The organism is Mesorhizobium sp. M0317 (genome assembly GCF_040321555.1).
Taxonomy (GTDB): domain Bacteria; phylum Pseudomonadota; class Alphaproteobacteria; order Rhizobiales; family Rhizobiaceae; genus Mesorhizobium.
In genome coordinates this window covers 1-20,445 of the sequence record NZ_JAMYRV010000038.1, presented here as the reverse complement: position 1 = coordinate 20,445, position 20,445 = coordinate 1, and the positions used below count along the sequence as shown (strand labels likewise).

Genomic DNA, 20,445 nt, shown 5'->3' with positions numbered 1-20,445 from the left:
CCCTACCAGCCTCCCGCGACCAGAAGGGCGGCGCCGATCACCACGACGATCTGGCTTCGCCAGTCGCGAATGATGAAGATGACCGGATCGTCATTCATCTCGTTGCGGCGCGCCAGGATCCAGACCCGCATGGTCAAATACAGCACGATCGGCGCCAGCGGCCAGACCAGCCAGGGATGCGGATAGAGTTCGCGTACGGAGACGCTGTCCATGTACAGCGCCAGCACCAGCGCCGAGGAGAAGGCCGACGCCATTCCTGCCTGGGCGACGATCTCCTGGTCTTCGATGCGGTAGCCGCGGCCGGCAATGCGCTCGCCCACCGGAATGGCCGTGGTCCGCAGTTCGACATAGCGCTTCACCAGCGCCAGCGACAGGAAGAAGAAAATCGAGAAGGCGAGCAGCCAGAACGAGACTTCGACCCCGGTCGCCGCAGCACCTGCCAGCACACGCACAGTGTATAGCCCCGCCAGCGTCAGTACGTCGGCCAGGAGCATGCGCTTGAACGACAGCGAATAGGCTGTGGTCACCACCAGATAGCCGGCGAGCACGCCCAGGAACTCGATCGGCAACAGAAGCCCGGCGGCAATGCCGATCGCCAGCAGCACCGCCATCGCGCCGAGACCGAACGGGATCGACAAAGCGCCGCTGGCGAAAGGTCGGTTGCGTTTGGTCGGATGCTTGCGGTCGAGCGCAAGGTCGAAGAAATCGTTGAGAATGTAGATGGCGGAAGCCACGGCGCTGAAGGAGACGAACGCCAGCAGGCATTGCCAGATCATGTTGATGTTGAAGTATTCATGCGACAGCACCATCGGCACCGCGATCAGCGAATTCTTCAGCCACTGATGCACGCGCAGCATCTTGACGAATGTCTTCAATGTCCTTTTCGGCGCCGGCATCCTTTCGGCGCTATGCGCGGCCTGCCAGCGCTTCGCATGGCGGTCGGGCGCCACGACGATGGCCTTGCGTGCGGCTCCGAAAACCTTGACGTCGTGCCGGCTGTTGCCGGCATAGTCGAAACCGCCGTCGCCATAGGCGGCGATGAGCGCGTCGCGCTTGCGGCCCGAGGTCATGTTGTGGGGACCGTCGGTCGCCAGCACATAGTCGAAGACGCCCAGATGCGCCGCGATCGCCTCGGCGAACTTGCGTGGCGTACCGGTCGCCAGCACGATCTTGCGTCCGTCGCTATGGTCGGCGAGCAGCCGCTGCAGCAGCGCTTCGCGATAGGGCAGCGAGGCCGGATCGATATCGATGCGGTCGGCGATGGCTTGTTTCAGCCGCGCCGGGCCGGCGGCCAGCCAGTACGGGACCAGGAAAACATAGAGCGGATTCTTCTTGAGCAGGATGAACAGGCCTTCCCAAAGAAGATCGGTCGCAATCAGCGTGCCGTCGAGGTCGACCGCAAGCGGGATTGCGTTCTTGTCCGACCGCGCATCCATGTCCGTTCTGCCCTATTCATAACCGGTTGCGCCGTGTTTCGGCGTCTTCGCACCGGTATAGCGGCGGAACGGCGTATTGAACGTTAAAACGCACGGTTGCAGCCGGTAGGCGCCACGATATTTCCCGCGTCATTGTTAAGCAATCGCTACCGCGAACAATAAAAGGCCGGGCATTGCCCGGCCTTTACTACATCTGCTTGCCGACTTTACTTGATGCGGGCAACGCCACCTGAGATTTCGACCGTTTCCGAGCCGGTCAGGGCCTCGAGGTCACCATTGGGCAAGGTGACGAAACAGCCGTTCGGGCAGAATTCCACGGTTTCGCCGGCGGCCAGCGCCAGCTCCGTCTTGCCGCCGCCTTCCGTCACGATCAGCGTACGGGTCTCAGCATCCTTGTTGACCGCGCTGGCGGCAAAGGCCGAGCCACTCGCTGCGGTAAGAGCGATGGCGACGACGAGCGACTTCCACATTTTGCAATATCGGTGTTTCCACACCGCCTCTGTTGCATTTCGCAAGGCATTCTCGCCTTTGCATGTGAGCTTATATGAGATGCAAGCTGAACCGCAACTGAATGCCGCATTCATGCCGCAATTGGTTTGGGAGGAGCTTGGGGCCTTAGCTGGGATCGGGTTTGCGGGCCTTGCGACCAGTTTTGGCCAGCCGCTTCGCCTCGGCGGCGGCTCTGGCCTCCGCCTGCTCCTTCTCGGCGAACTCGACCTCGATCTTGTCGTCGTCGATCGGCCATGCGTCGGTCTGCTTGACCTTGACCTCGGCGCGCGGCGTCGTGGGGATTTCTATGTGCTCGGCGTCAAAAGCATCGAGAACGGCAAAGCGGATATCGTTCTGAACGATGGCGCCGTTCAGCACATCGGCCAGGAACACGCGGATCTCGAACTCGAGTGCTGCCGGCCCGAAATTGGTGAACAGGACGAAGGGTTCCGGGTTCTTCAGCACCAGCGCATGGCCGCGCGCAATCTCAAGCAGGACCGCGTGTACCCGCTTGACGTCGCTGCCATATGCGACCCCGACCTTGATCTCCACACGTCCGAGCTTGTTGCGGTGCGTCCAGTTGCCGACGGCGTTGTTGATGAGGTTCGAATTGGGCAGGATCACCGATTGCCGCTGGAAGGTCTCGATTTCGGTGGCGCGCACGCTGATCTTCTTGACCGTGCCTGATGTGTCGCCGGCGACGATCCAGTCGCCGACCTTGAACGGCCGCTCGGCGAGCAGGATCAGGCCGGACACGAAGTTGGACACGACATTCTGCAGGCCAAAGCCGATACCCAGCGAAAGTGCGCCGGCAACAAGCGCCAGGTTGGAGAGATCGATGCCCGCCGCCGAGATGCCGACGAGCCCAGCGAGCGCGACGCCGGCATAGCCGACCGCCAGCCGGATCGAGTTGCGCACGCCGGTATCGACCTTGCCGCGCGCCATTACCGAGCCGTCGAGCCAGCCCTGGAACCAGCGGGTCAGGAAATAGCCGATGATGAAAACGACGATGCCGGTGAGGATGCCGGTGACCGAAATCGTCACCGAACCGACGGTGACGCCTGTCGCCAATTTATAGCCCCAGGCCTGGATATCGCCGGGCTGGAAGCCCCACATCAACAGGATCAGCGGCAGGAACACCAGCACGATCATCAGGTTGATGGCGACGCTGACGACGAGGCCGAGCTGGTCGAGCGCGGTGTCCTCATAGCTGGAATTGGTCTTCAGCCAGCGCCCGATCGACGTGCCGGCGAAACCGCCCTCCTCACCAATCACGCGCGCCGACAGGAAACCAATATAGGCGGTAATCAGGATGGTGCCGGTGACAACGACTTGGACCGAAACGAAAATAGCCAGTCCGATATAGCCGAACAGCGCTGCCACAATGGTGGCCAGGCCGAGCGCGACGGCGGTATAGCGCAGCCAAGCCGGCCACGGCCTCCAGCTTCCGTCGGAGCCCTTGTACGGCCTTAGCAGCGCCATCAGGATCAGGATGACGCCGACAATGATGGCGGCGACAAGGCTTCTGGCGATGGTCAGCGACAGCGGCGAGCCCATACTATCGTTGACCACCGATAGGAAATAGTTGACCCCAAGGACGATCGCCATGGCTGTGGTCAACCGCACCAGCCAGCGCGCCGGGCCGGTCTCAACCTGGATCAGGCGCCAGTTCGGCAGCCGTGGCGCCAGCGCTGCATTGGTCAGGCGGTTGACGCAGAAAACCCCGGCGATGACCGGGGCCAGCGCGTTGAAGAAGTCGCCGATGTCGCCGCGCAGCACATTGTAATAGTTGTACAGGAACACCGTCGAAGCGAGGAACGCGCTGACCGCTACCGTCGGCAGCAAAGTCGACCAGAACGCCACCGACAGGCGGCTGAGATAGGTGGGATCCTCGACGGACGGATCGGCCTCAAAGATACGCCCGAACAGGCGGCGCCCGCCGACCAGAAGCACCGCGGCCAACGCAAGCGCCATGAGGGTCGCCGCGAGCATCGCCTGGAACTTGAACTTGAAGGCAAAGCTCAGCCATGACGACACCGCCCTGTAAAAATTGGCGTATTCGTCCCTGGCGTCGGAAAACACCTGCGGGCTCAGCGCATCGGACAGCACATAGCGTTTGGTAAGCAGGTTGCGGAACAGCGCGCTGCGCATGTTGCCGATCCTCTCGATCAACGAATTGATGCGGATCGACAGGGTCTGCGCGTTGGCGATGACGGCATTGATCTCCGCCTTTTCCGACGCCAGTGCCTGGCGCTCGCCGGTCACGATATCTGGTTCAGGCGGCTGTCCGGCAGCCGGGGGCGCACCAAGCTGCTCAAGCCTCGAATTGATCTCCCCCAGCCGCGACCGGAACGCCAGCGCGCTGTTCAGCGCACCGCGCGACAGCTCTTCCAGCTGCAGGCGGATCTCGACGAGGGTGGTGTCGTCGACGCCGTCCTCCTGGACTTTCTTCTCCAGGGCGTCGGTTTTCGTCGTCAAACCCTGCAGGATTTTCTGCTGGTCGGCGACCAGCCCGGCAGGCGCCTGGCCCAGCCCCTGCGCCATCGCGCCGAACGAATGCGGCGCCAAGGCAACGAGCGCGAGGACCAGGATCAGGCGAAAGAAGCGAAAAAGCATAATGGTGGCGACTCAAAGGGCGGCAAGGCCGCTTCTAAAGCGGTCCTTGATAGAGACGCTCATCCCGTGGGGCAAGTCGTGGCGAAGTCATGACAGTTGGGCGCCTTGCGGGAGTCGGCCAGTCGAAAAGCCATGGCGCAATCTTGGCTTTGCGCCCGCCGCCTGCTCTATAGTCTGCCGCATCGCACCCGAGCCGGAAGGTTTCAGGTCTGCCCCACCTGAAACCTTCCGGCTCTAGAAATCAAAGATATAGAGCATGATGTCGTTCGAAAACCGCTTCACACTTTTCGGCATCATGCTCTAGGGATGACATGAAGAATGGCGGAATATTCAGCCCTTTCGCTTCTCGCGAACGCGCTCAAGGGAAACAAGGACTGGAAGCCGGCCTGGCGCAAGCCCGACCCTAAGGCTTCCTATGACGTCATCATCATCGGTGGCGGCGGCCACGGCCTGTCGACGGCCTACTATCTGGCCAAGGAGCACGGCATCACCAATGTCGCGGTGCTGGAAAAGGGCTGGCTGGGTTCCGGCAATGTCGGCCGTAACACCACGGCGGTGCGCTCCAACTACCTTTTGCCGTCCAACACCCGCTTCTACGAACATTCGATGAAGATGTGGGAGAACCTTTCGCACGACCTCAACTACAACGTCATGTTCTCGCAGCGCGGCTGCCTGAATCTGGCTCACACGCCGGGCCAGTTCGACGACTTGGCAAGGCGCGGCAACGCCATGCGCCATCTCGGCGTCGATGCCGAGCTGATGAGCACCGCCGAGATCGCGCGCCTGGTCCCGGCGCTGGACATGTCGGCCTCCGCGCGCTTTCCCATCGTCGGCGGCCTGATGCAGCCGCGCGCCGGCACCGCCCGTCACGATGCGGTTGCCTGGGGCTATGCCCGCGGCGCCGACCGACGCGGCGTCGACATCGTCGAGAATTGCGAGGTCACCGGCTTCCTGCGCGACGGCGACCGCATCACCGGCGTGCAGACGACGCGCGGAGAGATCCGCGCCAAGAAGGTCGCCGTGGCCGTTGCCGGCAGCACCGGACGGGTGATGCAGCTTGCCGGCATCGACAGGATGCCGATCGAGAGCCATGTACTGCAGGCCTTCGTCACCGAATCGCTGAAACCCTTCATCGACACGGTGCTTACCTTCGGCATGGGTCATTTCTACATGTCGCAGTCCGACAAGGGCGGCCTTGTCTATGGCGGCGATATCGACGGCTACAACAGCTACGCCCAGCGCGGTAATCTGCCCATCGTCGACGAGGTCATGAGCGAGATGCTGGCGCTGTTTCCCGGCCTTGCGCGTGTACGCATGCTGCGCTCCTGGGGCGGCGTCTGCGACATGTCGATGGACGGTTCGCCGATCATCACCACCGGCCCGCTGCCCGGCATGTATCTCAACTGCGGCTGGTGCTATGGGGGCTTCAAGGCCACGCCGGCCTCGGGCTGGTGCTTCGCATACACCATCGCCAAGGACGAACCGCACGCGTTCAACGCGCCGTTCACGCTCGACCGTTTTTATCGCGGCCTGGTGATCGACGACAAGGGCCAGGGCGCAACGCCCCGGCTGCATTAGGGTTCAAACAAATGCTTATCACTTGTCCCTATTGCGGCCCGCGCGACGTCATCGAGTTCACCTATCAGGGCGACGGCAACCGCGAGCGCCCGCAGCCCAACTCGCAGGACCTCGACGCCTGGAACGCCTATGTCTACGATCGGCTGAACCCGGCCGGCGACCACAATGAGATCTGGCAGCATTCCGGCGGCTGCCGCACCCATCTGAGGATGGTGCGCAACACGGTCACACATGAGATTTCCAGCACCGGTTTCGCCCGCGGCGACCACAATGCCGCCGCCCGGCACAAGGCCGGAGGCAAGTCGTGAGCCCGCGCCGCACCGAGACCGGCGGCCGCGTCGACCGCATGCGCACCATCCGCTTCACCTTCGACGGCACACCCTACACCGGCCATGGCGGCGACACGCTGGCCTCGGCGCTGCTTGCCAACGGCGTCACGCTTTTCGGCCGCTCGTTCAAATACCACCGCCCGCGCGGCCTGCTCTCGGCCGGCGTCGAGGAACCGAACGCGCTGGTGACGGTGCTGCGCGGCGAAGTGCGCGAGCCCAACATCGCCGCAACCATGGTCGAGATCTATGACGGGCTGGTGGCCGTCAGCCAGAACCGCTTTCCCTCGCTCGCCTGGGACATCAACGCCGTCAACCAGCTCGGCGGCAAGATCCTGGCCGCCGGCTTCTACTACAAGACCTTCATGGGCCCTGTCTTCGGCCCCTTGAAAGGCACCCGCTTCTGGATGTTCTGCGAGCATTTCATCCGCCGCGCCGCCGGCCTGGGCCGCGCCGGTATTGCCGCCGACACCTCGCGCTACGAGCGCATGAACGCGTTTTGCGACGTGCTGGTGGTCGGCTCCGGCCCGGCCGGCCTGTCAGCCGCCAAGGCCGCTGCCGACCAGGGCGCGCGCGTCATCCTGGCCGAACTCGAGCCGCGTTTCGGCGGCTCCGCCAACTGGTCCGGCGAGGCCATCGACGGCGCGCCGGCCGCCGACTGGGCGGCGCGCGCCGTCAGCCAGCTCGAAGGCCATGACACGGTCCGCCTGCTGCCGCGCACCACGGTGTGGGGCTATTATGACGGCAACACGCTGGCCGCGCTCGAGCGCGTCACCGACCACAAGGAAACGCCCGGCAAGGGCGAGCCGCGCCATCGCTACTGGGCGATCCGCGCCAAGACGGTGGTGCTGGCCACCGGCTCTTTCGAGCGGCCGCTTGTGTTCCCCGGCAATGACCGGCCGGGCGTCATGCTGGCGCATGCCGCCGAGCGCTATGCTAACGATTATGGCGTGCTGCCCGGCGACAGGATCGCGCTGTTCACCAACAATGACAGCGCCTATCGCTCGGCTCTGGCGCTGAGGAAGGCCGGGGCAGCTATTGTCGCCATCGTCGATGTGCGCCCCGAGCTTTCGGCCGAAATGCGCAGCCTCGCCACCGAGGCCGAAGCCGAAATCCTCTCCGGCCATGCCGTAGTCGCCACCGAAGGCGGCAAGGCGCTCTCCGGCCTCAAGGTGCAGCGCTTCGACATGAACTCGGGCGCGCTCAGCGGTGACGCCCGCAGCATCCACGCCGATAGCCTGCTGATGTCGGGCGGCTGGTCGCCGACCATCCATCTCGCCAGCCAGGCTGGCGCGAGAGCCGAGTGGAACCCTGCCCGCCAAGCCTTCCTGCCGCCAAAGCAAACGCAACAGCGCTGGCCAAATCAGCAATGGATTGGTGCGGGTGCTTTCAACGGAATCTTCTCGACCATCGAAGCGATCACCGAGGGCCGCGCAGCCGGCCTTTCCGCAGCGGGCGGAGCGGCTGCGCCGGCAGCTTTGCCGGATGTCGAAGCAGCCCCGGGAAACCCCGATCCGGCGCCGGTGTTCGAGATCAAAGCCAAGGGAAAAAGCTTCGTCGACTTCCAGCATGACGTGACTGCCGAAGACGTGCGGCTGGCGCATCGCGAAGGTTTTGTCTCCGTCGAGCATCTGAAGCGCTACACCACGCTCGGCATGGCGACCGACCAGGGCAAGAACTCCAACGTTCCGGGCCTCGCCATCATGGCCGAGGCGTTGGGCAAACCGATCCCCGAAGTCGGAACGACGCGCTTCCGCCCGCCCTATTCCGCGGTGTCGATCGGCTCGCTTGCCGCCGAACGCTTCGGCGATCTGAAACCCGAGCGCCTGACGCCGATGCATGATTGGCACCTCGTCAATGGCGCGACGATGTATTCGGCCGGCCTTTGGTTCCGGCCGATGATCTACGGCCTTGCCGGCGAGACGGTCGAGCAGGCCTATGTCCGTGAAGCCAGGGCGACGCGCGAAAGCGCCGGCATCGTCGACGTCTCGACGCTGGGCAAGATCGCCGTTCAGGGACCGGATGCGGGCGAATTCCTCGACCGCGTCTACACCAACATGTTTTCTACCCTCCCCGTCGGCAAGGCCCGTTACGGGCTGATGCTGCGCGAGGATGGGCTGGCCTTCGACGACGGCACCACATGGCGGCTCGGCGAACGGGACTTCCTGATGACCACCACCACGGCCAATGCCGGCAAGGTGATGCAGCATCTGGAATATTTCCTCGACGTCATCTGGCCGGAACTCAAAGTGCATGTCACCTCGGTAACCGACGAATGGGCGGGCGCGGCCATCGGCGGGCCGAAGGCGCGGGCCATCCTCGCCGCCTGTGTCACGGGCACCGCCGTCGACAACACAGCCCTGCCCTTCATGGGCATCGTGCGCGGTGAGATATCAGGCGTGCCGGTGATGATTTGCCGGCTGTCCTTCTCCGGCGAGATGGCCTTCGAGGTCTATTGCGGCGCCGGCTACGGCACCCATGTCTGGCAAGCCCTTGTCGAAGCCGGCAAGCCGTTCGGCCTGGTCACCTACGGGCTGGAGGCGTTGGGCACGATGCGCATCGAAAAGGGCCATGTCACCGGCGCGGAGATCGACGGGCGCACCACGGCGCGCGACCTGCATCTCGACTGGATGCTGTCGAAGAAGAAGCCGTTCATCGGCTCGGCGATGATGGACCGCGAAGGCCTGATCGCGCCCGAGCGGCTGCAGCTGGTCGGCCTGGTCTCGCTCGACAACCGGCCGTTCAATGGCGGCGCCCACCTCGTCGAGCAACTGGACGAAGCCAATCCGCACGATTCCATCGGCCACATCACCGCCTGCTGCTATTCGCCGGCGCTGGGCAAGCACATCGCGCTGGCCCTGGTCGAGGGCGGCAAGGCGCGCCATGGCACCCGGGCATTCGTCTCCGATCCGCTGCGCAAGCGGTTCGGGCCGGTCGAAATCGTCTCCAACCATTTCTACGACCCGGACGGGAGCCGCATGCATGGCTGAGCGCCAATCACCCGAACGCCAATCACCCGAGCGCCTTTCGCCGCTCGAGCCGGTGTTCCATCCGGGTTCGCACGGCAATTTCGAGCATGGCGTCGATGTCATCCTGACCGAAATCAGGCCAGGCTCGATCCTGCAACTGGCCGCATGGCCGGGCGCGGAAAAGCAGCTGATCGAGGCGATCGACAAGGTCACCGGGCTCGCTTTGCCCGACGGTGCCGGCGGCGGTCTCGCCAAGTTCGGCAAAGCCGTGTTCGGTTTCGCGCCTGGAAAATTCACGGTCGTCGACGATGCCGAGGGCCTGGCGGCGCGTTTTGCCGGGGATGTAACCCCGGCAATCGGCACGATCACCGACCTGTCGCATGGTCGCACCGCAATCCGCATCGCCGGCCCTAAGGCCGAATGGGTGCTGGCGAAATTCTTCGCCATCGACTTTGCGCTGCCCGCCTTCCCCATAGGCTCCGGCCGTTCGACCACCCATCACGACGTCTTTGCGCAGATCCAGCGCACCGGCGCCGACCAGTTCGACATCTATGTCTTCCGCTCCTTCGCCCGCTCGTTCTGGAAGGCGCTCTGCCTTGCCAGCGAGGAGGTCGGCTACGAGGTTCAGTAGGGCCGACAGCCGTTCTGGCCTCAAGGCCAGCCGGTTCTGCCGCTAGAGAATGCTCCAATGGAAGCCCATGGTGGGGAACGTGGCCCAACCGGCCCAGGGGATTAAAAAGATCCCGTCTCAGAGTCGGCATCGTCGTTTGGTTCGAACATCCCCATGACCGCAGATCTATCCGCCGGCGCCACGGATCGCGCCGATGTGTCGGCCAGAGCCTTGCTCCTGCTGCCGCTCACGGTCGCCTGCGGCGTGTTCATGACCAGCCTCGACCAGAATGTCGTGGTCACCGCCCTGCCCGGCATCAGCGACAGCCTCGGCCGGCCGCCGAGCCAGCTCGGTCTGTTGATCACCGTCTATGTCGCCAGCTTGATCATCTCGATGCCGCTCGGCGGCTGGGCGGCCGACCGCTTCGGCTTGCGCAACGTTTACTGCTTCGCCTTGCTGGTGTTCGCCGCGTCATCGGCGCTGTGCGGATTGTCCAACGACATCTGGACGCTGGTCGGCGCCCGCGCGCTGCAAGGCTTCGGCGGCGCCTTGATGGGGACGCTCGGCCAGGTCGTCATCCTGTCGACCTTCCCGCGCAGCCGCACGCTGAAGATCAACATGTATATTTCGCTGGCCGGCCAGTCCGGCCCATTGGTCGGCCCGCTCGTCGGCGGTGCGCTGACGACTTACATTTCATGGCGCTGGATCTTCTTCATCAACGTGCCGTTCGCGCTGGCGGCGGCCGTTCTTGCCGCCTCGCTGTTTCCGACGGCCACCAAGCCGGTGCGCACGCCGTTGGATTTCCCGGGCTTCCTGCTGGTCGGCAGCGGCATGGTCCTGCTGGTCTTCGGCATGGATTCGCTTGCGGCCAAAGACGCCGCCGGCAGCATGATCGCGGCCGAGCTGACGCTGGCGATCGTCATCCTGACGCTTGCTTCCTTCTACTGCCTGCGCGCCCGCAACCCCTTGCTTGACCTGAAGCTCCTGCGCATCCGCACCTTTCGCATCTCATTCCTCACCGGTGGTGGGCTGGACACGATCGGCCTGAGCTCGGTCGTTTTCCTTTTGCCGCTGATGTTCCAGCTCGGCTTCGGCATGAGCGCGGTGCAGGCGGGATCGCTGACTTTCGTCGCCGCAATCGGCTCGCTGATCATGCGTGTCTTCATGCCGCGCCTGCTCAACCGTTTCGGCTTTCGCCGCGTGCTGGTCGTCAACACGCCGATCGTTGCTGCCATGGTAGCGGGCTTCGCCTTGATTGAGGCGACAACGCCGGTCTGGATCGTGCTCGTCTATATCTTTGCCTTCGGCGTTCTGCGCTCGGCGCAGTGGGCTTCGACCGGCAACCTCGCCTATTCCGACATCGCGCCCGACCAGCTCGCCCGCTTCAGCGCGCTCTACTACATACTGTGGCAGTTGGGGGTAGCGATCAGCGTCGGCCTGGCGGCGGCGCTGTTGTCGTTCCTGGCTGGCGGCAGGCCGGCGGTGACCAACGATTTCCGCATCCTGTTCGTGGTCGAGGGCGTCATCACGTTGTGCGCGCTGATCGCCTATCTCAGACTGACACCGCAGGACGGCGCCCATGTCAGCGGCCATGGCGCGCAGATGAACGTGAAATAGGGCGCCGTTAGCCGAGCCCTATTCGCTGAACGTCACCCACTCTTCCAGCGGCACGCGGTCGGTGCGGAAGTCGTTTTCGGGCTTGGAGGTGTCCTCGAGGCCTAGCGCCATGCCGCAGACGACGATCTCCTCGTCGGGAATGTTGAGCACCGGCCGGATCTGCCGGTGATAGGGCGCGAAGGCGGCCTGCGGGCAGGTGTGCAGGCCCCTGCCTCGCGCCGCCACCATGATGTTCTGCAGGAACATTCCGTAGTCGATCCACGAGCCTTGGTTCAGCCGCCGGTCTATGGTGAAGATCATGCCGACCGGCGCGTCGAAGAAGACGAAGTTGCGGTCGTGCTGGGCGCGCATCTTGTCGACCTCGCGGCGGCCGATGCCGAGTGCCCCATAGAGCCCGAAACCGTTGGCGCGGCGGCGGGTGAGATACGGCTCGAAGAACTGGGTGGGGTAATAGCGATACTCGTCCCAATCGGCCTTTTCGGCGCGGATACCGGAATTCAGGATGGCATCGGTGATCTGCTGCTTGACCTCGCCCTTGACGACATAGACCCGCCAAGGCTGCATATTGGTGCCCGAAGGCGCGCGCGCGGCGACGCCAAGAATGGCTCGGATCGTCTCGTCATCGACCATGTCGGGCAGGAAAGCGCGCACTGAACGGCGCGAGATGATCGCCTCGTCGACAACAGCCGCGTTTTGCGCTGCCAGGCCATTTTTTTCCAGCATGGGCCGTCCCTTTGCGCACAGTTCGAAAGCCGAACCGGCTATCGGAGAAGACCTTGCGCAGATTTCAATCCTTGGTCGCCGACCCGCATTCCCACACCCGCCGCTCGTGCCAGAGCCTTTGCATGAACCTCCAAAATCGCGCAAGCAAATCTTGTGTGCCCATGAAAATTCGCTTGATTTTTTCACGGACATGAGCTCTCATGAAATTCATTTCTAGTTTTTCATCAAGTGAGCATTTTGCCCCCAGCTATCCCCAAAACATTGCAGGGACCTGACGAGCGCCTGTTGGCAAGCGACATCCGTGCGCTGCGCAAGGCGCGTGGGCTGACGCTGGCTGAGATCGCGCTGAAGCTTGGCCGCTCTGTCGGCTGGGTCAGCCAGGTCGAGCGCGGCCTGTCGATTCCTTCGCTCGGCGACCTCAGGGCCTTCGCAGACCTGTTCGGCGTGCCGCTCAGCCTGTTCTTCAGCCACGACGTGCCGATCGAGAAGGAGCGCGGCGTTGTCGTGCGCGCCGGCAGCCGGCGCACGCTTGGCACAAGCGAATCCGGCCTGGTGGAGGAGCTTCTGTCGCCCGATCTCGGCGGAAGTTTCGAGATGGTGCGTTCGATCTTCGCGCCGGGCGCCGAGATGAAGAGCGAGCAGCTGCGGCCGACCGAGGAAGCCGGCTACATCGCCTCTGGCATTTTCGAGATCGAGATAGCCGGCGTCTGGCACCGGCTCGGCGAAGGCGATTCCTTCCGCTTCGAGCGCAAGCCGTACCGCTGGCGCAATCCCGGCAGCGAGCCGGCCGTGGTCATCTGGGTGGTTTCACCGCCTGTTTATTGAATGCATGTCGCCCAAAGTGTGCAGCGGTTTGGGAAACGACATGCATCAAGCAAAAAGATAGAAGCGCAGCGCGCTTCAGGTTTGGGAGAAGAATATGGCCGGTTTGCCGACCACGGCGCGCGTGGTAATCATCGGGGGCGGTATCGTCGGCGCCTCCTCGCTCTACCATCTGTGCAAGGCGGGCTGGACCGACTGCGTGCTGCTTGAAAAGAACGAGCTGACATCGGGCTCGACCTGGCATGCCGCCGGTAATGTGCCGACCTTCTCGTCGTCCTGGTCGCTGATGAACATGCAGCGCTATTCGACCGAGGTCTATCGCGGCTTGGCTGATGCCGTCGACTATCCCATGAACTACCACGTTACCGGCTCGCTGCGGCTCGCCCACACCAAGGAGCGCATGCAGGAGTTCCAGCGCGCCAAGGGCATGGGCCGCTACCAGGGCATGGACATCGACATCGTCGGCCCCGACGAGATCAAGCGCCGCTATCCCTTCATCGAGACGCATGAATTGAAGGGCGCGCTCTACGATCCGAACGACGGCGACATCGATCCGGCGCAGCTGACGCAGGCGCTGGCCAAGGGCGCACGCGACATGGGCGCCAGGATCGTCCGCTTCTGTCCGGTGTCAGGTGTGCGCCGCGAGAACGACGAATGGGTTGTCGAGACGCCGCAAGGCGAGATCCGTTGCGAGATCGTCGTCAACGCCGCCGGCTACCGAGCCGCGGAAGTCGGCAAAATGTTCGGCCGCGACGTCCCGATGATGGTGATGAGCCATCAGTACATCTTGTTCGAGGAAATCCCCGAACTGGTGGCGTGGTCGAAGGAGCAGGGCAACAAGCTGCCGCTGCTGCGCGACGTCGACACCTCCTACTATCTGCGCCAGGAAAAGAACGGCATGAATCTCGGCCCCTATGAGCGCAATTGCCGCGCGCATTGGGCAACCCACAACGACCCGATGCCGGAGGATTTTTCCTTCCAGCTCTTCCCCGACGATCTCGACCGTCTCGAGCACTACCTTGCCGATGCCGTCGCCCGCGTGCCGATTCTCGGCACTGCCGGCCTGTCCAAGGTGATCAACGGGCCGATCCCTTACGCGCCGGACGGCAATCCGCTGATCGGTCCGATGCCCGGTGTTCCCAACGCGTTCGAGGCCTGTGTCTTCACCTTCGGCATCGCCCAGGGCGGCGGCGCCGGCAAGGTGCTGGCCGAATGGGTGACGCAGGGGCAGACCGAATGGGACATGTGGTCCTGCGATCCGCGCCGCTTCACCAGCTTTGCGGCCGCCCCCGACTATAGCGTTGCCAAGGGCATGGAGATCTACGGCAACGAATACGCCATCCAGTTTCCGCGGCATGCCTGGCCGGCCGGGCGCGACCGCAAGCTGTCGCCGATCCACGATCGCATCAAGGCCCTCGGCGCCCAGTTCGACGCCTATAATGGCTGGGAGCGTGCCACCTGGTATGCGCAACCCGGTGACGACACGTCGGAAGAAGCAACACTCACCTTCCGCCGCGACGGGCCGTGGCAGCACCGCGTGCGCGAAGAATGCCTGGCGGTGCGCGACGCCGCCGGCATTCTGGACCTGCCCGGCTTCTCGCGCTTCAACCTCGAAGGTCCTGGCGCAGCCGAATGGCTGGCGCTGCAGGTCACCGGCCTGGTGCCCAAGCCGGGCCGCATCGGTCTCGCCTATTTCGCCGACGACAAGGGCCGCATCGTCACCGAGATGTCGGTGGTGCGCCATGGCGAAGAGCAGATGACTCTGATCACCGCGGCGGTAGCGCAGTGGCACGATTTCGAATGGCTGAAGTCGCGCCTGCCGAAGGACGCAGCTTTCACCCTCACCGACAGGACCGAAGACTATTCGACGCAAATCCTCGCCGGCCCCAATTCGCGCAAGATCCTGGCCGAGGTCTGTGGCGCGGATCTCTCGCTGCCCTGGCTGACGCATCAGGAAACCACCATCGCCGGCCGCTGGGCGAAGCTGGTGCGGGTATCCTTCGCCGGCGAACTCGGCTGGGAAATCCACACCAAGGTGGGAGACACCGCCGCCATCTTCGACGCCGTCTGGACGGCGGGACAAAAACACGGTCTGAAACCGTTCGGCATGTATGCGCTGGATTCGCTGCGCCTCGAAAAGGGCTACCGGACCTGGAAGGGCGACCTGTCGACCGACTATACGGTCCTGCAGGGCGGGCTCGAGCGCTTCGTAAAATGGGACAAGCCCGACTTCCGCGGCAAGGCAGCCCTGCAGAACGAAAAGCAGCAAGGCGTAAAGAAGCGCTTCGTCACGCTGGTGGTCGAAAACCCCGGCGATTGCGACGCGCCGTCGGTGTCGACGCTCTGGCATGACGGCAAGATCGTCGGCGAGACGACGTCCGGCGGCTGGGGGCATCGCATCGACAAATCGATCGCGCTCGGCATGCTGCGCGCCGACCTGGCTGAACCCGATACCGCGATCGAGATCGAAATCTTCGGCGATCGCTTTCGGGCGGTCGTGCAGAAAGACGAGCCGCTGTGGGATCCGAAAAACGAAAGATTGAGAGCATGAAGAAAGTCATTCTCACCGATGGCGGCATGGGCCAGGAACTGGTCCGCCGCAGCAGCTCCGAGCCGACGCCGCTCTGGTCGGCCAGGGTGCTGATCGACGAGCCGGATCTGGTGCGTGGCCTGCATGCCGAATTCATCCGGGCCGGCGCTCGCGTCATCACCATCAACACCTATTCGGCGACGCCGGAGCGGCTCGCGCGGGAAGGAGCAGAAGACCTCTTCAGGCCCTTGCAGAAGCGCGGCATCGAATTGGCAAGACAGGCACGCGAGGAGGCAGGCGATGCAGCGATCGCCGGCTGCCTGTCACCGCTGTTCGGCAGCTATGCGCCGTCGCTGACCATATCGTTCGAGGAGACGCTGGACATCTATCGCCGCATCGTCGCCGAGCAGACCGACGGCGTCGACCTGTTCCTGTGCGAGACCATGGCCTCAGCCGACGAAGGCCGTGCGGCCGTTACCGCTGCGTCGGAAAGCGGCAAACCTGTCTGGGTGTCTTGGACGCTCGCCGATCACGGCGCGCCGCGGCTGCGCAGCGGCGAAACAATAGCGGCAGCGGCGGACGCCCTCGACGGCCTGACGGTTGCAGCGCGCCTGGTGAATTGCTGCCGGCCAGAAGCGATCGCCGCGGCACTGCCCGAATTGATTGCTCTCGGCGGCCCGGTCGGCGCCTATGCCAATGGCTTCACCTCTGTCGAAGCGCTCAAGCATGGCGGAACGGTCGAAGTGCTGCACGCACGCCACGACCTTGATCCGGATGCCTATGCCGACCAGGCGCTCGGCTGGGTCGCCGCTGGCGCCACCATCGTCGGCGGCTGCTGCGAAGTCGGCCCTGCCCACATCGCCGCGTTGCGCGATCAGCTCGAACAGGCCGGCCACGAAATCTCGGGAGTATCCTGATGCCCAGACCCTCATCGCGCATTTCCGGCATCGTGCCTTCGGGCAAGGATGGCTGGGAGGTCCACACCGAGGCATGGGCCCGCAAGGAGGCCGGCCAGGACATCATCATGCTGTCGGTCGGCGACCATGATTTCGATACGCCGAGCCAGACGATCGAAGCCTGCGTGACGGCGGTTCGCGGCAGCAACCACCACTACACCCCGCTTCCCGGCGTTCCGCGCCTGCGCAGGGCGATGGCGGCGGCCTCGACCGCTTGCACCGGGGTCGAGACGGCACCTGACCAAGTCATCGCCACGCCGGGCGGCCAGGCTGCCCTTTACGCGGCCGTGCAGGCCGTTCTCGACCAGGGCGACCACGCTATCGTGGTGGCGCCCTACTACGCGACTTATCCCAACACGTTCAGCGCCGCCGGCGCCAGCTTCACCGTCGTCGAGACGCCGGCCGAGGACGGTTTCCAGCCGCACGCCGAGATGATCCGCGCGGCGCTCAAGCCCAACACGCGCGCCATTTTGATCAACACGCCGAACAACCCGACCGGCGCCGTCTATTCGCGTGAGCGTCTGGAAGAGCTGGCCGAGATCTGCCGCGAGCACGATCTCTGGCTGCTGTCGGACGAGGTCTACTGGACGCTCGGCGGCGGCGAGCACATCTCGCCGCGCGGCCTGCCCGGCATGGCCGAGCGCACGCTGGTCATCAATTCGATGTCCAAGAGCCACGGCATGACCGGCTGGCGCATGGGCTGGCTGACCGGCCCGACGCAGATGATCACGCTGTTGACCAATCTCAATCTGGTGACGACCTACGGCCTGCCGGCCTTCATCTCGATCGCCTGCGCCGAGGCGCTGGAGAACTGCTTTGGCGTCAAGGAGATCGCCGAACGCTATGCGGCGCGCCGCACCGTCCTGCTCGACGCCGTGCGCGGCATGAACAATGTCAGCGTGCACGGCTCCGAGGGCGGCATGTATGTCATGCTCGACATCTCCGCCGTCGAGCCCGACGACGAGAAATTCGCCTGGGCCTTTCTCGACCAGGAGAGTGTCGGCGTCATGCCGGGTTCCAGCTTCGGCAAGGCCGCTGCCGGCCACATCCGCATCAGCCTCTGCCAACCGGAACCGGTGCTTCAGGAAGCCGCAAAACGCCTGCGCCGCTTCGCATCCGGCTATCGCCGGGAGGCCGCATGACCAGAAGCATTCCCATCAAGGCCCGCGCGGTTATTATCGGCGGCGGTGTCTCCGGCTGTTCGGTCGCCTACCACCTGGCCAAGCTCGGCTGGACCGACATCGTGCTGCTGGAACGCAAGCAGCTGACCTCGGGAACGACCTGGCACGCCGCCGGCCTGATCGGCCAGCTGCGCGGCTCGCAGAACATGACGCGGCTGGCGAAATATTCGGCCGACCTCTACGTCAAGCTGGAGGCCGAGACCGAAGTCGGCACCGGCATGCGCCAGGTCGGCTCGATCACCGTGGCGCTGACCGAGGAGCGCAAGCACGAGATTTACCGTCAGGCCTCGCTCGCCCGCGCCTTCGATGTCGATGTGCGCGAGATTTCGCCTGGTGAAGTCAAGGAGATGTACCCGCATCTCAACGTGTCCGATGTGGTCGGCGCCGTGCATCTGCCGCTCGACGGCCAATGCGATCCGGCCAACATCGCCATGGCGCTGGCCAAGGGCGCCCGCCAGCGCGGCGCCACAGTCGTCGAGAATGTGAAGGTCACCAAGGTCCACACCAAGGCCGGTCGCGTCGCCGGCGTGTCGTGGGCGCAAGGCGACGACCAGGGCACGATCGAGGCCGACATCGTCGTCAACTGCGCCGGCATGTGGGCGCGCGAACTCGGCGCCCAGAACGGCGTCACCATCCCGCTGCATGCCTGCGAGCATTTTTATCTCGTCACCGAGCCGATCCCCGGCCTTGGCCGGCTGCCGGTGCTGCGCGTGCCGGATGAGTGCGCCTACTACAAGGAAGACGCCGGCAAGATGATGCTTGGCGCCTTCGAGCCGGTGGCCAAGCCCTGGGGCATGGACGGCATAAGCGAGGATTTCTGCTTCGACCAGTTGCCGGAGGACATGGAGCATTTCGAGCCGATCCTCGAGATGGGCGTCAACCGCATGCCGATGCTGGCAACCGCCGGCATTCACACCTTCTTCAACGGCCCCGAAAGCTTTACCCCCGACGACCGCTACTATCTCGGCGAAGCGCCGGAGCTGTCGGGCTACTGGATGGCGACCGGCTACAACTCGATCGGCATCGCGTCGTCCGGCGGCGCCGGCATGGTGCTGGCGCAGTGGATCAATGACGGCGAAGCGCCCTTCGACCTCTGGGAAGTCGACATCCGCCGCGCCCAGCCATTCCAGAAGAACCGCCGCTATCTCAAGGAGCGGGTCTCCGAGACGCTCGGCCTGCTCTATGCCGACCATTTCCCCTACCGGCAGATGGCAACGTCCAGGAATGTCAGGCGATCGCCCCTGCATGAACACCTGAGGGCGCGCGGCGCGGTCTTCGGCGAAGTCGCCGGCTGGGAGCGCGCCAACTGGTTCGCCCGCGAAGGGCAAGAGCGCGAATACCGCTATTCCTGGAAGCGGCAGAACTGGTTCGACAACCAGCGCGAGGAACACCTGGCGGTCCGCAACAAGGTCGGCCTGTTCGACATGACCTCGTTCGGCAAGATCCGTGTCGAGGGCCGCGATGCCTGCGCGTTCCTGCAAAGGCTCTGCGCCAACGACATGGACGTGGCGCCGGGCAAGATCGTCTACACTCAGATGCTCAACCAGCGCGGCGGCATCGAGAGCGATCTTACCGTGTCGCGGCTGTCGGACACGGCCTATTTCCTCGTCGTACCGGGCGCGACGTTGCAACGCGATCTCGCCTGGCTGCGGCGGCATGTCGGCGAGGAATTCGTTGTCATCACCGATGTGACGGCGGCAGAAAGCGTGCTCTGCCTGATGGGTCCGGATGCGCGAAAGCTGATCCAGAAAGTCAGCCCTAACGATTTCTCCAACGAGAACAATCCGTTCGGCACCTTCCAGGAGATCGAGATCGGCATGGGCCTCGCCCGCGCCCACCGCGTCACCTATGTCGGCGAACTCGGCTGGGAGCTTTATGTCTCTACCGACCAGGCTGCCCATGTTTTCGAGGCGATCGATGAGGTGGGGGCGGATGTCGGCCCGAAACTTTGCGGCCTGCATACGCTCGATTCCTGTCGCATCGAAAAGGCGTTTCGGCATTTCGGCCACGACATCACCGACGAGGACAATGTGCTGGAGGCCGGCCTCGGCTTTGCGGTCAAAACCGCCAAGGGCGAGTTCATCGGCCGCGATGCGGTGCTGAAGAGAAAAGAAGCCGGCCTGTCGCGCCGGCTGGTGCAGTTCCGTTTGAAAGACCCTGAACCCCTGCTCTTCCACAACGAGGCGATCCTGCGCGACGGCAAGATCGTCGGCCCGATCACATCGGGGAATTACGGCCACCATCTCGGCGGCGCGATCGGACTGGGCTATGTGCCCTGCCAGGGCGAGAGCGAGGCGGATGTGCTGGCCTCGTCCTACGAGATCGAGATCGCCGGCGAGCGTTTTGCGGCGGAAGCATCGCTGAAGCCGATGTACGATCCCAAGGCGGAACGGACGAGGATGTAGCACCTTTTTACCCTCCCCTTGTGGGGAGGGTCGGCTCGCAGTCGGAGCGAAGCGGCGATTGCGAGACGGGGTGGGGGTGCGCCCTACGAGACCCCCCACCCCCGCTGGGACGCGCCCCGGAGACGCGGATTAGGCGGGCCCCGCCCCCCCACGGGGTGGCTGAGTGAGCGTATAAACGGAACAGCAA

14 protein-coding genes are annotated in these 20,445 nt (G+C 64.2%); 10 read left to right on the top strand and 4 right to left on the bottom strand.

Translation table 11 applies throughout. The features are described 5' to 3' along the window. Positions 1-2: 2 nt before the first annotated feature. The 3 genes from NKI88_RS23205 to NKI88_RS23195 all read right to left on the bottom strand — a co-directional run bounded on the left by NKI88_RS23205 (position 3) and on the right by NKI88_RS23195 (position 4,541). Positions 3-1,436, bottom strand: coding sequence for a UbiA family prenyltransferase (locus NKI88_RS23205; protein ID WP_352657496.1), 1,434 nt, complete (start codon positions 1,434-1,436; stop codon positions 3-5). Positions 1,437-1,642: 206 nt separating this feature from the next. Continuing rightward, entirely contained in the window at positions 1,643-1,906 is a 264-nt protein-coding gene (locus tag NKI88_RS23200; protein WP_023670370.1) for a hypothetical protein, read from the bottom strand. 145 nt (positions 1,907-2,051) lie between these two features. Next, positions 2,052-4,541, bottom strand: a complete 2,490-nt coding sequence (locus tag NKI88_RS23195) for a mechanosensitive ion channel family protein (RefSeq protein ID WP_352657493.1) — start codon at positions 4,539-4,541, stop codon at positions 2,052-2,054. 318 nt (positions 4,542-4,859) lie between these two features. Here NKI88_RS23195 and NKI88_RS23190 point away from each other — a divergent pair, with 318 nt between their 5' ends. The 5 genes from NKI88_RS23190 (at position 4,860) to NKI88_RS23170 (ending at position 11,641) form a co-directional block, all read left to right on the top strand. Beyond that, a complete protein-coding gene (locus NKI88_RS23190; protein ID WP_352657490.1) occupies positions 4,860-6,119 on the top strand; it encodes a sarcosine oxidase subunit beta in 1,260 nt (419 codons plus the stop codon). A gap of 11 nt (positions 6,120-6,130) precedes the next feature. After that, positions 6,131-6,427: a sarcosine oxidase subunit delta gene (locus tag NKI88_RS23185; RefSeq protein ID WP_023670367.1), complete on the top strand. Its 297-nt coding sequence runs from the start codon at positions 6,131-6,133 to the stop codon at positions 6,425-6,427. Beyond that, positions 6,424-9,435: a sarcosine oxidase subunit alpha gene (locus NKI88_RS23180; protein ID WP_352657487.1), complete on the top strand. Its 3,012-nt coding sequence runs from the start codon at positions 6,424-6,426 to the stop codon at positions 9,433-9,435. The genes NKI88_RS23185 and NKI88_RS23180 overlap by 4 nt, the downstream gene beginning before the upstream one ends. Beyond that, complete coding sequence (gene soxG / locus NKI88_RS23175; protein ID WP_352657484.1) at positions 9,428-10,045, top strand: sarcosine oxidase subunit gamma family protein; 618 nt, start codon at positions 9,428-9,430, stop codon at positions 10,043-10,045. The genes NKI88_RS23180 and soxG overlap by 8 nt, the downstream gene beginning before the upstream one ends. A gap of 153 nt (positions 10,046-10,198) precedes the next feature. After that, the gene (locus NKI88_RS23170) at positions 10,199-11,641 is read left to right on the top strand and encodes an MFS transporter (protein ID WP_352657481.1); all 1,443 of its coding nucleotides are present in this window, start codon (positions 10,199-10,201) and stop codon (positions 11,639-11,641) included. Between the two features lie 18 nt (positions 11,642-11,659). Here the strand turns inward: NKI88_RS23170 and NKI88_RS23165 are convergent, their stop codons facing one another. Further along, entirely contained in the window at positions 11,660-12,364 is a 705-nt protein-coding gene (locus NKI88_RS23165) for a nitroreductase (protein WP_023746843.1), read from the bottom strand. 282 nt (positions 12,365-12,646) lie between these two features. Here NKI88_RS23165 and NKI88_RS23160 point away from each other — a divergent pair, with 282 nt between their 5' ends. The 5 genes from NKI88_RS23160 to NKI88_RS23140 all read left to right on the top strand — a co-directional run bounded on the left by NKI88_RS23160 (position 12,647) and on the right by NKI88_RS23140 (position 20,258). After that, positions 12,647-13,189 carry a helix-turn-helix domain-containing protein gene (locus NKI88_RS23160; protein WP_023746844.1) on the top strand — a complete coding sequence of 181 codons (543 nt, stop codon included), beginning with the start codon at positions 12,647-12,649 and terminating at the stop codon, positions 13,187-13,189. Between the two features lie 94 nt (positions 13,190-13,283). Further along, positions 13,284-15,737: a GcvT family protein gene (locus tag NKI88_RS23155; protein WP_352657478.1), complete on the top strand. Its 2,454-nt coding sequence runs from the start codon at positions 13,284-13,286 to the stop codon at positions 15,735-15,737. Then, positions 15,734-16,633, top strand: coding sequence for a homocysteine S-methyltransferase family protein (locus NKI88_RS23150; protein WP_352657475.1), 900 nt, complete (start codon positions 15,734-15,736; stop codon positions 16,631-16,633). Before NKI88_RS23155 ends, NKI88_RS23150 begins: the two co-directional genes overlap by 4 nt. Then, a complete protein-coding gene (locus tag NKI88_RS23145) occupies positions 16,633-17,814 on the top strand; it encodes a pyridoxal phosphate-dependent aminotransferase (RefSeq protein ID WP_023688085.1) in 1,182 nt (393 codons plus the stop codon). Before NKI88_RS23150 ends, NKI88_RS23145 begins: the two co-directional genes overlap by 1 nt. Beyond that, entirely contained in the window at positions 17,811-20,258 is a 2,448-nt protein-coding gene (locus NKI88_RS23140; protein WP_352657472.1) for a GcvT family protein, read from the top strand. The genes NKI88_RS23145 and NKI88_RS23140 overlap by 4 nt, the downstream gene beginning before the upstream one ends. Positions 20,259-20,445 lie beyond the last annotated feature (187 nt).

What these genes read in the sequence shown, in the direction of transcription:
- soxG (WP_352657484.1), top strand. Translation starts at nt 9,428, where the DNA reads ATGGCTGAGCGCCAATCACCCGAACGCCAATCACCCGAGCGCCTTTCG.
- NKI88_RS23145 (WP_023688085.1), top strand. Translation starts at nt 16,633, where the DNA reads ATGCCCAGACCCTCATCGCGCATTTCCGGCATCGTGCCTTCGGGCAAG.
- NKI88_RS23185 (WP_023670367.1), top strand. Translation starts at nt 6,131, where the DNA reads ATGCTTATCACTTGTCCCTATTGCGGCCCGCGCGACGTCATCGAGTTC.
- NKI88_RS23200 (WP_023670370.1), bottom strand. Translation starts at nt 1,906, where the DNA reads ATGTGGAAGTCGCTCGTCGTCGCCATCGCTCTTACCGCAGCGAGTGGC.
- NKI88_RS23195 (WP_352657493.1), bottom strand. Translation starts at nt 4,541, where the DNA reads ATGCTTTTTCGCTTCTTTCGCCTGATCCTGGTCCTCGCGCTCGTTGCC.
- NKI88_RS23155 (WP_352657478.1), top strand. Translation starts at nt 13,284, where the DNA reads ATGGCCGGTTTGCCGACCACGGCGCGCGTGGTAATCATCGGGGGCGGT.
- NKI88_RS23205 (WP_352657496.1), bottom strand. Translation starts at nt 1,436, where the DNA reads ATGGATGCGCGGTCGGACAAGAACGCAATCCCGCTTGCGGTCGACCTC.
- NKI88_RS23170 (WP_352657481.1), top strand. Translation starts at nt 10,199, where the DNA reads ATGACCGCAGATCTATCCGCCGGCGCCACGGATCGCGCCGATGTGTCG.
- NKI88_RS23165 (WP_023746843.1), bottom strand. Translation starts at nt 12,364, where the DNA reads ATGCTGGAAAAAAATGGCCTGGCAGCGCAAAACGCGGCTGTTGTCGAC.
- NKI88_RS23150 (WP_352657475.1), top strand. Translation starts at nt 15,734, where the DNA reads ATGAAGAAAGTCATTCTCACCGATGGCGGCATGGGCCAGGAACTGGTC.
- NKI88_RS23190 (WP_352657490.1), top strand. Translation starts at nt 4,860, where the DNA reads ATGGCGGAATATTCAGCCCTTTCGCTTCTCGCGAACGCGCTCAAGGGA.
- NKI88_RS23140 (WP_352657472.1), top strand. Translation starts at nt 17,811, where the DNA reads ATGACCAGAAGCATTCCCATCAAGGCCCGCGCGGTTATTATCGGCGGC.